The organism is Mesorhizobium sp. M1273, from assembly GCF_040318195.1.
GTDB lineage: Bacteria > Pseudomonadota > Alphaproteobacteria > Rhizobiales > Rhizobiaceae > Mesorhizobium.
In genome coordinates this window covers 180,395-194,197 of record NZ_JAMYLV010000004.1, presented here as the reverse complement: position 1 = coordinate 194,197, position 13,803 = coordinate 180,395, and the positions used below count along the sequence as shown (strand labels likewise).

16 protein-coding genes are annotated in these 13,803 nt (G+C 62.1%); 5 read left to right on the top strand and 11 right to left on the bottom strand.

The features are described from left to right. The first annotated feature begins 254 nt into the window (after positions 1 to 254). Positions 255 to 839, top strand: a complete 585-nt coding sequence (hpf, locus tag NKH30_RS06855) for a ribosome hibernation-promoting factor, HPF/YfiA family (protein WP_023675267.1) — start codon at positions 255 to 257, stop codon at positions 837 to 839. A 59-nt stretch (positions 840 to 898) separates the two neighbouring features. Further along, entirely contained in the window at positions 899 to 1,363 is a 465-nt protein-coding gene (ptsN, locus tag NKH30_RS06850; protein WP_352994663.1) for a PTS IIA-like nitrogen regulatory protein PtsN, read from the top strand. A gap of 92 nt (positions 1,364 to 1,455) precedes the next feature. On the opposite strand, the gene NKH30_RS06845 is transcribed toward ptsN, so the two are convergent. Together NKH30_RS06845 and NKH30_RS06840 are read right to left on the bottom strand one after the other, a co-directional pair. Then, positions 1,456 to 1,713 (bottom strand): BQ00720 family protein, encoded by a 258-nt coding sequence (locus NKH30_RS06845; protein ID WP_023675269.1) that lies wholly within the window; start codon positions 1,711 to 1,713, stop codon positions 1,456 to 1,458. A gap of 63 nt (positions 1,714 to 1,776) precedes the next feature. Next, positions 1,777 to 2,202, bottom strand: a complete 426-nt coding sequence (locus tag NKH30_RS06840; protein WP_023675270.1) for an Hsp20 family protein — start codon at positions 2,200 to 2,202, stop codon at positions 1,777 to 1,779. A 144-nt stretch (positions 2,203 to 2,346) separates the two neighbouring features. Between NKH30_RS06840 and NKH30_RS06835 the strand changes: the two genes are divergently transcribed. Further along, positions 2,347 to 3,288 carry a nucleoside hydrolase gene (locus tag NKH30_RS06835; protein ID WP_352469434.1) on the top strand — a complete coding sequence of 314 codons (942 nt, stop codon included), beginning with the start codon at positions 2,347 to 2,349 and terminating at the stop codon, positions 3,286 to 3,288. Positions 3,289 to 3,777: 489 nt separating this feature from the next. On the opposite strand, the gene NKH30_RS06830 is transcribed toward NKH30_RS06835, so the two are convergent. The 5 genes from NKH30_RS06830 to NKH30_RS06810 all read right to left on the bottom strand — a co-directional run bounded on the left by NKH30_RS06830 (position 3,778) and on the right by NKH30_RS06810 (position 8,301). Further along, entirely contained in the window at positions 3,778 to 4,146 is a 369-nt protein-coding gene (locus NKH30_RS06830) for a hypothetical protein (protein WP_352469435.1), read from the bottom strand. Positions 4,147 to 4,198: 52 nt separating this feature from the next. Then, entirely contained in the window at positions 4,199 to 4,813 is a 615-nt protein-coding gene (locus NKH30_RS06825) for a LysE family translocator (RefSeq protein ID WP_292663261.1), read from the bottom strand. 102 nt (positions 4,814 to 4,915) lie between these two features. Next, positions 4,916 to 6,376 (bottom strand): amidase, encoded by a 1,461-nt coding sequence (locus tag NKH30_RS06820; protein WP_352994660.1) that lies wholly within the window; start codon positions 6,374 to 6,376, stop codon positions 4,916 to 4,918. 6 nt (positions 6,377 to 6,382) lie between these two features. Continuing rightward, a complete protein-coding gene (locus NKH30_RS06815) occupies positions 6,383 to 7,291 on the bottom strand; it encodes a ribokinase (RefSeq protein WP_352502653.1) in 909 nt (302 codons plus the stop codon). 116 nt (positions 7,292 to 7,407) lie between these two features. After that, positions 7,408 to 8,301 (bottom strand): methylated-DNA--[protein]-cysteine S-methyltransferase, encoded by an 894-nt coding sequence (locus tag NKH30_RS06810; protein WP_352453988.1) that lies wholly within the window; start codon positions 8,299 to 8,301, stop codon positions 7,408 to 7,410. A 115-nt stretch (positions 8,302 to 8,416) separates the two neighbouring features. Here NKH30_RS06810 and NKH30_RS06805 point away from each other — a divergent pair, with 115 nt between their 5' ends. Next, the gene (locus NKH30_RS06805; protein ID WP_352469440.1) at positions 8,417 to 9,232 is read left to right on the top strand and encodes a class I SAM-dependent methyltransferase; all 816 of its coding nucleotides are present in this window, start codon (positions 8,417 to 8,419) and stop codon (positions 9,230 to 9,232) included. Between the two features lie 9 nt (positions 9,233 to 9,241). Here the strand turns inward: NKH30_RS06805 and NKH30_RS06800 are convergent, their stop codons facing one another. After that, positions 9,242 to 9,736 carry a DUF2244 domain-containing protein gene (locus NKH30_RS06800; RefSeq protein WP_023675281.1) on the bottom strand — a complete coding sequence of 165 codons (495 nt, stop codon included), beginning with the start codon at positions 9,734 to 9,736 and terminating at the stop codon, positions 9,242 to 9,244. A gap of 22 nt (positions 9,737 to 9,758) precedes the next feature. On the opposite strand from NKH30_RS06800, the gene nth reads away from it, so the two are divergent. Beyond that, on the top strand, positions 9,759 to 10,580 hold the full coding sequence (gene nth / locus NKH30_RS06795; RefSeq protein WP_352539409.1) for an endonuclease III: 822 nt from the start codon (positions 9,759 to 9,761) through the stop codon (positions 10,578 to 10,580). A 34-nt stretch (positions 10,581 to 10,614) separates the two neighbouring features. Here the strand turns inward: nth and NKH30_RS06790 are convergent, their stop codons facing one another. The 3 genes from NKH30_RS06790 to NKH30_RS06780 all read right to left on the bottom strand — a co-directional run bounded on the left by NKH30_RS06790 (position 10,615) and on the right by NKH30_RS06780 (position 13,660). Continuing rightward, entirely contained in the window at positions 10,615 to 12,126 is a 1,512-nt protein-coding gene (locus NKH30_RS06790) for a tripartite tricarboxylate transporter permease (protein WP_352539408.1), read from the bottom strand. A gap of 9 nt (positions 12,127 to 12,135) precedes the next feature. Continuing rightward, positions 12,136 to 12,603 (bottom strand): tripartite tricarboxylate transporter TctB family protein, encoded by a 468-nt coding sequence (locus NKH30_RS06785; protein ID WP_352469443.1) that lies wholly within the window; start codon positions 12,601 to 12,603, stop codon positions 12,136 to 12,138. 79 nt (positions 12,604 to 12,682) lie between these two features. Further along, the gene (locus NKH30_RS06780) at positions 12,683 to 13,660 is read right to left on the bottom strand and encodes a tripartite tricarboxylate transporter substrate-binding protein (protein WP_352469444.1); all 978 of its coding nucleotides are present in this window, start codon (positions 13,658 to 13,660) and stop codon (positions 12,683 to 12,685) included. Between the last annotated feature and the right edge of the window lie 143 nt (positions 13,661 to 13,803).

The following is a 13,803-nucleotide window of genomic DNA, read 5'->3' as shown; positions in this document are numbered from 1 at the left end:
ACAAGCGGCGACGAAGTGGCTAGAAGCCCGCCCGCATGGGACGGGCTGGCGAGTGGATTTGAGTTCGCCGATGCCCGCACGAGAGATGGTCCGTCACGATGTAGGCCACGGGACGGCCAAGAAGGCGGCTTGTGATCAACCGGAAAGTTCGGATCTAAAATCGGCGCAAGTGACGCCGCAAAAGCTTGTGCGCGCGGACCACGAGTATAAACTCGGGACAGTTTGAAGCCTGAGCAAGGAAGGTCAGTTTTCAGATGACACTGCGCATATCGGGAAAACACATGGATATCGGCGATGCGTTCCGTACGCGCATCAACGACCGTGTCGGGGAAGTGATCGGGAAATATTTCGATCGGGGCTTTTCAGGGCAAATCGTAGTCGTCAAATCGGGGTCGCGCTACACGGCCGATTGCATGATCCGGCTGGACTCCGGTGCTTCGCTGCAGGCGACCGGCGATGCCCAGGATCCAACGCTTGCCTTCGATACCGCGGCGGACCGTCTGGAAACACGCCTCAGGCGCTACAAGCGCCGGCTGAAGTCGCACAATTCAGGCAATAGCAACGGCGAGCTCACCGACGTCGCCTATACGGTGATGGCGCCGCTTGCCGACGACGAGGAGGACATACCGGAGAATTTCGCGCCGGCCATCGTCGCCGAATCGACCATGACGCTGCGGACCATGTCGGTGGCGTCAGCGGTGATCGAACTCGACACCAAGGACAGCCCGGTCCTGGTCTTCCGCAATGCCGGAAACGACCATCTCAACATCGTCTATCGCCGGCCGGACGGGAATATTGGCTGGATCGACCCGTCCACGGCCAAGGTCGCGCAGGGGTAAAAACCAGCCGCACGCGAGCGTGGGGACTGGCGACGGCAGGCGAACAAGGGATTTCAAGCATGGATCTGAGCGATCTCGTCAGCGTTCCGGCAATCATGCCGGCGTTGAAGGCGAACTCCAAAAAGCAGCTGCTGCAATTGCTGTCCGAAAGGGCGGCGGCGATTTCCGACATTCCGGAGCGAGAGGTGTTCGACACCATCCTGCAGCGCGAGCGGCTCGGCTCCACCGGCGTCGGCAACGGCATCGCCATTCCGCACGGCAAGCTGGCCGGGGTGAAGCGGATCGCCGGCGTTTTTGCCCGGCTGGAGACACCGGTGGACTTCGAGGCCCTCGATGATCAGCCGGTCGACCTGGTGTTTCTGCTTTTGGCTCCCGAAGGCGCCGGCGCCGACCACCTCAAGGCGCTGTCGCGCATTGCGCGGGTGCTGCGCGACGCCGACACGGTTGCCAAGATCAGGGGCACGCGCGACGCCGTAGCCATCCACGCGCTGCTGTCGGACACACAGGCCTCGCACGCCGCCTGAGGTTTTGATTAAATCCGTTGAAGGGCCGCCGTGAGCGGCCCTGTCCGTTTCCAACCAGATCGCTGCGCCGTATTTGTCAGTGGATAACGACGTTAGTGGATAGCGACCGGGGTCAGATCGTTTTCCAGCGCGCCAGCCAGTGCCCGGTCGCGAGCGTCCGAAAGCAGGATCGGCTGGCCATTGGCGGCAAACAGGGCCCACAGTTCCAGCCCGGGCGCGATTTCGCCGAGGCCCGGGAAACGGCCGCGCAGATCGTCGCTCGACACTTTCCTGAGATAGGCGACAGAACCTTCGCCGAGATGGGCGAATTCGCCGCTGGTCATGATGATATTTTCGTTAGTTCTGGTCATTTCAAGCCTCCTTGCCGCGAGATGCCGCTCAAGGCCATCCCGCATGAGAGCTATCGGCAAAAATCAGTCTTTCACCGATATGTTTATTTTTCGTACCAGCCGTTCGGATTCCGGCCGATCGAGATCGATCGACAGAAGGCCGTTCTTCAATTCCGCCGCAATCACCCGCATGCCGTCGGCCAGCACGAAACAGCGCTGAAACTGGCGCGCGGCGATGCCGCGGTGGAGGAATTCGCGCTCGGTGTCGTCGTTCTGACGGCCGCGCACGACCAACTGGTTCTCCTCCGTTGTGACATCGAGATCGCTTTCCGCGAAACCGGCGACGGCGAGCGTGATACGCAGCCTTTCGGTTTTGCCGTCGGCACCGCTGAGGCGCTCGATGTTGTAGGGAGGATAGCTGTCACCGGACTTTGCCAACCGCTCCAGCGTCTTTTCCATGGAATCGAAACCGAGGAGAAGCGGGCTGGAAAAAGGCGTCATTCGGCTCATGTTACAGTGTCCTCTCAAGAGCGACATAAAGTGGAAAAACCCGGATGGCATTTTTCCCGATGGTCTTGATATGGTCCGCCGCCCGGCAGACTTCAAGCCGTCACACGTCCCGCCCAAAAAGACTTGCCAAAACAAGGAATTGAAATGCCCCAATCCCGCAGGATCATCATCGACACTGACCCCGGCCAGGACGATGCCGTCGCCATATTGCTGGCGCTGGGCAGCGCCGAGCTGGAGATCGTCGGCATCACCGCGGTGGCCGGCAACGTGCCGCTGAAACTTACCGAAAAAAACGCCCGCAAGATCTGCGAGCTGGCCGGCCGGCCGGACGTCAAGGTCTATGCAGGCGCCATCCGGCCGCTGGCGCGCGAACTCGTCACCGCCGAGGAAGTGCATGGCAAGACCGGCCTCAACGGGCCGCAACTGCCCGAACCAAAGATGAAACTGCAGGACGAGTATGCGGTTGATTTCATCGTTGAGACGCTGATGAACGAGGAGAGCGGCACGATCACGCTGTGCGCGCTCGGGCCGCTCACCAACGTTGCGCTGGCGCTGATCCGCGAGCCGAAAATCGCGCCGCGCATCAAGGAAATCGTGCTGATGGGCGGCGGCTTCTTCGAGGGCGGCAACGTCACGCCGACCGCCGAGTTCAACATCTATGTCGATCCGCATGCTGCCGATGTCGTGTTCAAATCCGGCATTCCGATCGTGATGATGCCGCTCGACGTCACCCACAAGGCGCTGACCACCGCCAAGCGTACGAAGGCCTTCCGCAAGCTCGGCACCAGGGTCGGCACGGCCACCGCGGACATGCTGGAATTCTTCGAACGTTTCGACGAGGAGAAATACGGTACCGACGGCGGCCCGCTGCACGATCCTTGCGTGATCGCGTATCTGCTGAAGCCGAAGCTGTTCAAGGGGCGCAACTGCAATGTCAGCGTGGAAACCGCCTCGGAGCTCACCATGGGCATGACGGTGATCGACTGGTGGGGGGTGACCAAGCGGCCGAAGAACGCCATGGTGATGCGCGACATCGACCATGATGCGTTTTTCGCGCTGTTGCTGGAACGGCTGGGGCGGCTTTAGGGCTGCTCAGTAGTTGAGCAGGCGGTAGGTGGTGGTACCGTCCTGGCGTTGTTGTTCTTCGATCGAGACTTCCGATCCAATCATGTGGGGTGTTCCACCTCACCATCGACAAATATCCGAGCGTTGCCCTCATAGAGGCGGACTTCATATCTATAATAAAGTCCATGTCCGACGGAACCCCTCGGATTTAGAGGCATCGTCGCAACATCTTCGACGGTGCCTCCTACGAGTTGTGTGCCAGTGATCGGACTGTTCTGCCTGGTTACAATCGGCACAGCGATCGCGAGAGCGAGCGCACACAAGATTGCGGTGCCAACAACTCTGTCGCGAAACTCTTCCCGAAGCAAAAGAATGCGGGTTCTAAGAGAAAGATTTGCCGGCCCCATACCTTAGAGTTGAGTAGCATAGGGGCTTTGTTCAAGAGCGATTCCCCGAAAAAGCCATGTCACTCGCGTCACCTTTGAAAACAGCTTATCGATCGATCGTCGTTCAATTTGCAAACCGGTAAAAGACGAAGCCATTGTCGCGCGTGACGCGCTCGATGCCTACGCGCGAGCCGATCAGATGCGGGAGGTCGTCGTAAACGAGGACCGTCGAACCGTTCTCAAGGACCAGCAGATATTGGATATTGCGCCCTTTACCCTGTCCACTTTTGATCGTCGCATCGACCGGGTCGACCGATCGGATCGGACTTGCGTCATTCGCCCATTTGTTCAGAGCCGACGGAACCATCGCCGCGAACAAAGCGATGAACAGGATCACGCCAAACGCGTTCCTTTTCAAATCCGCGTAACTCCACGGCATAGACATGAATCCCCAACTGTTGATCCATGTGGTGGCCTGAAGGCCGACTTTCAATCGGCTTTCCTATTCCAGGATGTTGCTGTTGGCGTCGCCGGGCTCGCGGCCGTTACTTCGCCTTGGAAAAGGCCAGCCACAGGCCGCCGCCGACCAGGAAGCTGCCGCTGATCCTCGACAAGAGCTTGACGCGGCCGGCCGACAGCAGGCGTCCGGCGCGGCCGGCGGCCAGCGCGTAGGTCGAATCCGAGACTGCGGCGAAGATCATCGCGGTGAGACCCATGACGCCGATCTGTAGTGCGTAATTGCCTTCGGGAGCGATGAACTGCGGAAAGAAGGCGCCGAAGAACACTAGCGTCTTTGGATTGCTGATCGCCACCAGCAGGCCCTGCAGGAAGAAGCCGCCACGTGGCCTTTTTGCCGTTCCGTCGGCGTTCAGCTTGCCTTTCGAGCGGAACATCTGCACGCCCATCCAGATCAGGTAGGCGGCGCCGATCAGCCGGACCCACTCGAACCAGTGGCCCATGCCCGCGATCAGCGAAGTCAATCCGATGCCGACGATGGCGATCATGATGGCTAGCCCGGCCTGGGTGCCGGCGACATTGGCGAGCCCTGCGCGCGAGCCGTGGCGGATGCTGTTGGCAATGATCAGCGTCACCGTCGGCCCCGGCACCAGGATGATGACGATGCAGGCGACGACATAGGTGGCGTAGAGTTCCAACGACATTTTTCCCTCCACAGATGCCGCTCGTGCGGCGCGCTGTCGCGATCAATGCATGGCGATGAGTTGCGTGCAAGCCGGCGAGGCGCCGACAATGCGGAGTTGATTTCAGCAGGCGCCGGCCTGCCATGGCAGCGTTGTCTCATAGGCGGCAGCCGCCCTCAGCACGGAGAGGTCACCGCGCGGCCGCCCGATCAATTGCATGCCCATTGGCCTGCCCCTGGCGTCGAAGCCCGCCGGCACATTGATCGCCGGGCAGCCGCCCAGCGTGGCGAACGCTGAAACCTGCATCCAGCGATGATAGCTGTCCATGGCACGCCCGGCCACTTGCCTTGGCCAGTGGGTGACGACATCGAAGGGAAAGACCTGTGCGGCTGGCAGCGCAATCAGGTCGAAACGTTCGAAGAGCGACAGCAGCATTCGATGCCAGGACGAGCGCCTCACAGTGGCGGCGTGGATCTGCGGCGCGGTGAGGCGCAGTGCATGTTCCACCTCCCACACGGCCTCCGGCTTCAGCAGGCTGCGTTTCGAGGGATCGTCGTAATGCGCCTTGAGCGCACAACCGCTGCTCGCCTGGCGAAGCGTTACAAAGGCTTGCCACAGCGCTTCGAAGTCGAATTCCGGTATCAGCGGCTCGGCCTCGAAGGATACATCCGCGAACCGGCCGAGTGCTGCCTCGCAAAGCTGTAGTATGCCTGCTTCAACCGGCAGATGGCCTTCGAGATCGCCGAGCCAGGCGATGCGCCCGCCGGCCGCCGGTGCTTCCAGCCCTTCGAGGAACGAGCCTGGCTTATCATGCGACAGCGGCGCGCGAGGATGATAGCCGGCCTGAACGTCGAGCAGCAACGCCATGTCACGCACGCTACGCCCCATCGGCCCTTCGACGCCCATTTGCGCAAGAAACACATCAAGGTCAGGGCCGGCCGGCACCAATCCCTGCGATGGACGGAAGCCATAGACATTGTTGTAGGCAGCGGGATTGCGCAGGGAACCGCCAAAATCGCTGCCATCGGCAACGGGAACCATGTCGAGCGCCAGCGCGACCGCCGCACCGCCGCTCGAGCCGCCGGCGGTCAGCGCCGGGTCAAATGCGTTGAGCGTCTGTCCGAACACGGTGTTGTAGGTGTTGGAGCCGAGCCCGAATTCGGGAACGTTGGTCTTGCCGATGATGATCGCGCCGGCCTTGCGGACGCGCTCGACGAAGAAGTCGTCTTCCTCAGGCACAAAATCGACGAAGATCGGCGAGCCGAAGGCGGTTCTCAGGCCTTTTGTCAGCGCAAGATCCTTGATCGCGATCGGCAGGCCGAACAGCGATCCGGTATCTCCTCCTCGCGCCAGATGAGCGTCAGCGCTGTTGGCCTCGCGCAGGATGTCGGCACGCTCACGCAATGAAACGATAGCGTTGACCAGCGGGTTCACCGCCTCGATCCTGTCGAGGAATGCCGCGACGACTTCGCGCACCGAAAGCTGCCGGCGCCTGATCTTCCCGGCAAGCGCCACGGCAGACAGGCGGCAGATGTCGCCGGCGGGCGGCACCGCGTGCTTCGTCGTCGGGCGCATGGCTGTCATCCCGCTTTAGCCTGCAGATTTCTGCAGGGCGGCATCGACGTCCCTGGCCAGCGGGATGGCCGGCTGTGCACCGGCTTTCAGGCAGGCCAGCGAACCGGCTGCGGCAGCGCGGGCTAGCGCCTGGTCGAGCGGCAGGCCGGCTGCCAGCCCGGCTGCAAAATAGCCGCAGAACGTGTCGCCGGCACCGACCGTGTCGAGCGGGGTGATCTTCAGCGCCGGAACCATCAGGAGATCGTCCGGCGTTGCCGCCAGAACGCCGTCCGAGCCAAGCGTGACGACGATGGTGCGGCCGGTTCTCGCGGCATAGTCGCGCATCCGTGCCGGGCGGTCGCGGCCATTCAACGACAGCGCCTCGCCATAGAGGTCGAACTCGGTTTCGTTGGCGACGAGATAGTCGGCCTTGCCGAGGAAGCCGGCCGCGTCGCCATGGAAAGGTGCGGTGTTGAGCACGGTGATCGCGGCGGCCGTGCTTGCCGCGTCGAGTGCTGCCTCGACGGTCTGCAGCGGGATCTCCAGTTGCAGCAGCACGACGTCGCCGTTTTTTACGAAAGCCTTGGAAAGGTCACCCGGCACGACCGAATCATTGGCGCCCGGCACAACGGCGATCACGTTCTCGCCGTCGGCGCCGACCATGATCAACGCGGTACCGGTCGAGGCAAAGGTCTCGCCGACGCCGGACAGGTCGATCTTGCCGTCGCGCAGCAGCGCCAGAGCGTCGCTGGCGAAGCTGTCCTTGCCGACCGCGCCGACCATGCGCACCTTGGCGCCGGCGCGGGCGGCGGCCAGCGCCTGGTTGGCGCCCTTGCCGCCGGGGGCAGTAGCGAAACCGGAGCCGCGCACGGTCTCGCCGGGGCCGGGCAAGCGGTCGACACTGGCGATGAGATCGAGATTGATGGAGCCGATGACGACGATCAAGTAGTGCCTCCCGCTAGCGCATACCACTCTAATTGCGCGGGAAGCTACTCCGTAAGATCGCTGCTTGTCACCCTAGCGGTCCTTGCATCGCTCCAATCGTTCCATTCGTTGGCTATTCAAGAAGAGACCTGTCCCGCCTCCCAGCCGAGGATGGCGCGTTTGCGGGTCAGACCCCAATGGTAGCCGGTGAGTGCGCCGGACTTGCCGAGAGCCCGGTGGCACGGCACGACGAAGGACATCGGATTGGCACCGACCGCGGCACCGACAGCCCGGCTGGCACTCGGTGCGCCGATGCGCGCGGCGATCGAGGAATAGGTGCAGGCCTGGCCCATCGGAATGCGCAGCAAGGCCTCCCAGACACGGACCTGGAAGTCTGTGCCGATCATGACAACGCGCAGCGGCTGGTCGGCGCGCCACAGCGACGGATCGAAGATGCGCGCGGCATAGGGTGCCGTCGCCGCCATGTCCTCGACATAGGTCGCATTCGGCCAGCGGCTGGACATGTCGGCAAAGGCCGCACGCTCGCCGCCGGGGTCGTTGAAGGCGAGGCCGGCAAGGCCGCGGTCCGTCACCATGATCAGCGCGATGCCGAAAGGCGAGATATGATAGCCGTAGCGGATGGTGAGCCCTGCGCCGCGGGTCTTGTAATCGCCCGGCGACATCGCTTCGTGGGTGACGAACAGATCGTGCAGCCGGCCTGGGCCGGACATGCCGAGTTCGAACGAGGTTTCAAGCAGCGGCATGCCGGCATCGAGCAGCTTGCGCGCATGATCGAGGGTGACGGCCTGCAGAAAAGCCTTGGGCGACAGGCCGGCCCAGCGGGTGAACAGCTTCTGCAGCCCGGTCGGCGTCTCGCCGACCTCCTCGGCCAGCACTTCCAACGAAGGCTGGTCGCGATAGTCGAGGCTGATCTTTTCGATGGCACGACGGACGATTTCGTAGTCTCCACCTTCAGGCGTGATGTCTTTCTGAAGGATTGCTGTCGTTTTGAGAGGCATTTGGGCGTTCATGGCAGTATCTCCTTGAGTGCGAATATCGTCCTTCGCGGCGCCGATCACCACCCGAAACTTGCTTTCCCGCGGCATGTACCCAGATAGAGCTGGGCTTTGAATGGGGAGGACGGTCGTGGCTGGTGAAAAAGTAAACCTGACCGGGGCAAAGGAGACTTTGCTTTTGACACTTTACGGCAAGGCGCTGGAGAGCCGGCTGCCCAATTCGCTGCTCAGGGACTACTTTGCCGACGAGGCGGTGCGCAACATCGACTATGATTTCTCACGGCTCAAGGTCGACAACAATCTCGGCGTCGGTCTAGCAATCAGGGCAAAGACGCTGGACGTCTGCGTTCAGGACTTTCTCGCCCGAAATCCTGACGCCATCGTACTGCATCTCGGGTGTGGGCTCGATACGCGCGTATTCCGTATCGATCCGCCAGCCGGCGTGGACTGGTTCGACGTCGACTATCCCGAAGTCATCGACCTCAGGCGCAAGCTCTATCCCGTGCGGGATCACTACCACCTGATCGCTTCGTCGGTCACCGAACCGGGATGGCTGAACGAAGTACCTCGGGATCGCCCGGCCATAGTCGTGGCGGAAGGCCTGACTCCCTACCTGGGCGCCGAAGAGGGGCAGCAACTGTTTTCTCGTTTGGTGGGACATCTTTCGAGCGGCGAACTGGTTTTCGATGCCTATAGTCGCCTGGGCCTGAAGATCATTCGCCTCAATTCCTCCTTCCGCGCCACCGGTGCCGAGGTCCATTGGAGCATCGAGAACCCGCATGAGTTGGAGCGAGCCGTTCCGAAGCTGCGGTTCGTCGAGGACATCCCTGCCTATAAGCCGGAACATGCCGCTCGCATGCGCTGGTTCGCGAAACTGTTTGTTCGCCTTTGGAAATACATTCCAGCATTGCGCAAGATCGGCAGGCTGTTGCGCTATCGGTTCTGAAACGCTGGCTCAGCGCGCCTTGGCGGCTGCCAGAGCGCGCGAAAATGCGGTGGCAAAACTCTCGCGGTCGGCGGGGTTGAGAAAGCCGCCGATCGAGACGGTTTTTCCTTGCGCCTCGACCGCCATTCTGGTGATGCCGATCTCGGCGTGGCGGGCGATCGAAAAGCGCGCCCAGAACGGATTGAAGCGGTGTGCTTCCGATTTGCCTGACGGGGCAGTCTTGCGGATGTCGAGGCTGGTGCGCGACACCGATACCTCCTCGCGAGCCCGGGCGGCACGATAATTGGCGCGGAAGGCGATGTAGACGGCGATCACGTCGAGGCCGAAGAAGCCGAACACCGGCCAGGCGCCGCGCGACAGAAAAAAAGCTCCGGTCACCAGCCAGCCGAACAGCAGGGCGCCCATCAGTATGGCAAAGCCGGTCTTGCCCAGCGACCGGTGCGGTGTCAGCAGCGCCTGGAAAAATGGCTCGTCGGCCTGAAATGAGGCGTTTGTGTCGCTCATTGGGGAATATTATAGGAAGGCAATGACAAGCCCCAAGCCCAAAAACTCTTCTGCGCTAAAAAAAGACCTGTTGCCCGGCCGCCGCGAGGGCTCGAACGTCAAGCCGCGTCCGCGGCCGGCGAGATCGCGGGCGCTTTACAGCGCGGCCGAGGTGCATGAGATTTTCCGGCGCTTTTCCGTTCAGCGGCCGGAACCGAGGGGCGAGCTCGAACATATCAACGCCTTCACGCTGTTGGTGGCGGTGGTGCTTTCGGCTCAGGCGACGGACGCCGGCGTCAACAAGGCGACGCGGGGGCTGTTCAAAATTGCCGACACGCCGCAAAAAATGCTGGCGCTGGGCGAGGCCAAGCTCGGCGACCATATCCGCACCATCGGGCTGTGGCGCAACAAGGCCAAGAACGTCATCGCGCTGTCGGAGGCGCTGATCCGCGACCATGGCGGCGAGGTGCCTGAGGATCGCGATCAACTGGTCGAGCTGCCGGGTGTCGGCCGCAAGACCGCCAACGTCGTGCTCAACGTGGCATTCGGCCAGCATACGATGGCGGTCGACACGCACATCTTCCGCATCGGTAACAGGCTCGGCCTGGCGCCGGGCAAGACGCCGGAACAGGTCGAGCAAGGTTTCCTGAAGATCATTCCGGATGAATATATGCGGCACGCGCATCATTGGCTGATCCTGCACGGCCGCTATGTCTGCAAGGCGCGCAAGCCGGATTGCCCGGCCTGCGTCATCGCCGATATCTGCAAGGCCAAGGAAAAGACGACCAGCGTGCCTGCACCGCTGGTCGAGATCGCGCCGCTCGGGCCAGTAGAAGCGGCTACTGAGTCAGTGCCCGCCAAGTGACTGTGAAGTTCCTCCTATGTGGCGCCGTCCACATTCAGGAACTCTCCTCGACGAACACCTCCTCGCGCCTCTTCCTGACCGCGGGGAGAAACACGATGACGAGCACGGCAAGCGCGATGAGGAGCAGGCTGGCGCTGATCGGCCGCGTCACGAAGGTGCTCGGATCGCCGCGCGAGAGGATCATGGCGCGGCGTAGGTTTTCCTCGAGCAGCGGGCCGAGCACGAAGCCGAGCAGCAGCGGCGCAGGTTCGCAGCGCAGCTTGGTCAGGAGGTAGCCAAGCAAGCCAAAGAAGGCGACGGCATAGAGGTCGTAGACGTTGGTGTTGACGCTGTAAACGCCGATCGAGCAGAACGCCATGATGATCGGGAAGAGCACGTAATACGGGATCGTAAGCAGTTTCACCCAAAGCCCGATCAGCGGCAGGTTCAAGATGATCAGCATCAGATTGCCGATCCACATCGAGGTGATGATACCCCAAAACAGTGCAGGCTGTTCGATGGCGACATTGGGGCCGGGCACGATGCCCTGGATGATCATCGCGCCGATCATCAGCGCCATTACCGGGTTGGCCGGAATGCCGAGCGTCAGCATCGGGATGAAGGAGGTTTGGGCGCCGGCATTGTTGGCCGATTCCGGTCCGGCGACGCCTTCGATGGCGCCCTTGCCGAATTCCCCGGGATTTTTCGAGACACGTTTTTCGACGGTGTAGGAGGCAAAGGCGGCAAGGATCGCGCCGCCTCCCGGCAGGATGCCGAGCGCCGAACCGATGATCGTTCCGCGCACGATGGGAGCCGCCATGCGCCGAAAATCTTCGCGGGTCGGCATAAGGCCGGAGATCTTTCGGATCAGCACGGAACGCTCATGCTCGTTTTCGAGGTTGCGCAGTATCTCGGCGACGCCGAAGACACCGACCGCCACTGCGACGAAATTCAGCCCGTCGGCATATTCGCGGATGCCGAGCGTGAAACGGGGTGTACCGGTGTAGATATCGGTGCCGACAAGGCCGAGCAGCAGGCCGAGCACGACCATGGCCAGCGCCTTGACGATCGAGCCGTGGGCGAGCGCGACGGACGAGACCAGACCGACAATCATCAGCGAAAAATACTCGGCAGCACCGAATTTCAACGCTATCGCCGTCAGCGGCGGGGCAAAGATGGCGACGAGGAAGGTCGACACCGTGCCGGCAAAGAACGAGCCTATCGCCGCGGTCGCCAGTGCCGCCCCGGCGCGGCCGTTCCTGGCCATCTGGTAGCCGTCGATGGCGGTGACGGCCGACGAGGATTCGCCAGGCATGTTGATGAGAATAGCGGTAGTCGAGCCGCCATACTGCGCGCCGTAATAGATGCCGGCGAGCATGATCAGGGAGGAAACCGGATCGCCGATCTGGAAGGTGATCGGCAACAGCATGGCAATGGTTGCGGTGGCGCCGATACCGGGCAGGACACCAATCAGCGTGCCGAGAAGGACACCGATCAGGCAGAAACCGAGGTTTGCCAAAGATGTGGCCGTCGAAAAGCCGAGTGCGAGATTGTTGAGGAGTTCCATTTCATCTCCTCACAACGACAGTGGCAACCACGGGCCGAAACGCCGGAACGGCAGGCCGAGTGCGTAGCTGAAGATGGCGAACGCGAACAGCGTCAGGCCGGCCGACAGCACGAGCGCGGTCAGCGGCTTCATGCGGCCGCTGGCAAACGATGCGATCAGCGCCGCCAGGAAGATCGATGGGATGAAGCCGAGGCCGCGCACCGTCAGGCCGAAGAAGATCGGAGCAGGCAGGATGAACAGCATGCCGCGCCACGCAATGTAACCGATCGGCTCGCTCTCGAAGCGCACTGCCTCGACTAGGATGACGGCGCCGAGCAGAATGAGCACGATCGCCAGAACCAGGGGGAAATAGCCCGGCCCCATGCGAAAGGCGGTGCCGATTTCGAGGCCCAGCGACTGCAGCGCGAAAAAGACGCCAATAAAGATCAACAGCGCGGCGCATATGCCGTTGGCTCTGTCGATTGCGAAAGGTTTCATGACGTCCTCCCGGCCCGCCTCACGGGCGTGCCGATGCCGGTGTAAAAACGGGGCGCCGGCGGCGCCCCGTTAAAAACCTTTAGTCGGCGTACTGGCCGGCCGCTTCGATGATCGGCTTCCAGCGCGCAATCTCACTTTCCAGCTTGGCCTTGAGCGCGGCCGGCGTGGCATCGGCCTCGGGCGACGGCTTGGTGCCGAGTTCGGCAAATCGGGCGACGACGTTCTGGTCCTTCAGCGCCACCTGCAGAGATTTCGACAGGCGTTCGGTGATCTCGGCCGGCGTGCCCTTGGGTGCATAGATGCCGTGCCAGATGCCGACCTGCACCTGGGGAAGACCGGCCTCTATCGTCGTCGGCACGTCCGGCAGCACGTCTAGCCGTTGCGGCGAGGTTACGGCATAAGCCTTGATCGTGCCGCCCTGGATCTGCTTGGTGGTATTGGTCGTCTGGTCGCACATGATGTCGACCTGCCCACCGAGAAGATCGGTCATGGCCGGGCCGGTGCCCTTATATGGTACGGTGACCAGCGGCGTGCCGATGGCGCTCATAAACAGCATGCCGCACAGATGCGAGGCGGCACCGATCCCGGCATTGGCAACGGTGATGCTGTCCTTGTTAGCCTTGGCGTAGTCGACCAGCCCCTTCAGATCGGTCGGCTCGAGGTCCTTGCGGCCGACGATGGTCATCGGCACCTCGGTGACGAGGCCGACATATTCGAATGCGTTCAGCGTGTCGTAGGCGAGCTTTCTGTAGAGCGTAGCACTTGTCGCCATGCCGATGTGATGGAGGAGCAGCGTGTAGCCGTCAGGCTCGGCATTTGCGACGCGGCCCGCGCCCAGTGTGCCGCCGGCGCCGCCGACATTCTCGACGATGACCTGCTGGCCGAGGTCCTTCGACATGGCTTCCGCGACAAGACGCGTGACGGTGTCAGTCGGGCCGCCGGCCGAAAACGGCACGACAATGCTGATCGTGCGTTCGGGGTAGGTCTGCGCGCCAGCGGCCGGTGGGTAAAGCATGGCGGCCGCAACGGCAGCCAGCGCGGCGACGAATTTTCTCATCGTGATTCCTCCCAGGATACGAATTACCAACCGCTGCGCGGAGTTCCTCTCAAAACCGAATGTAGATGGAGCAATAACTAGCGCAACCCGACAAATGACAATCAGCCTCGAACGGCAAACTGCACGTTTGTCCGCGCAAATGA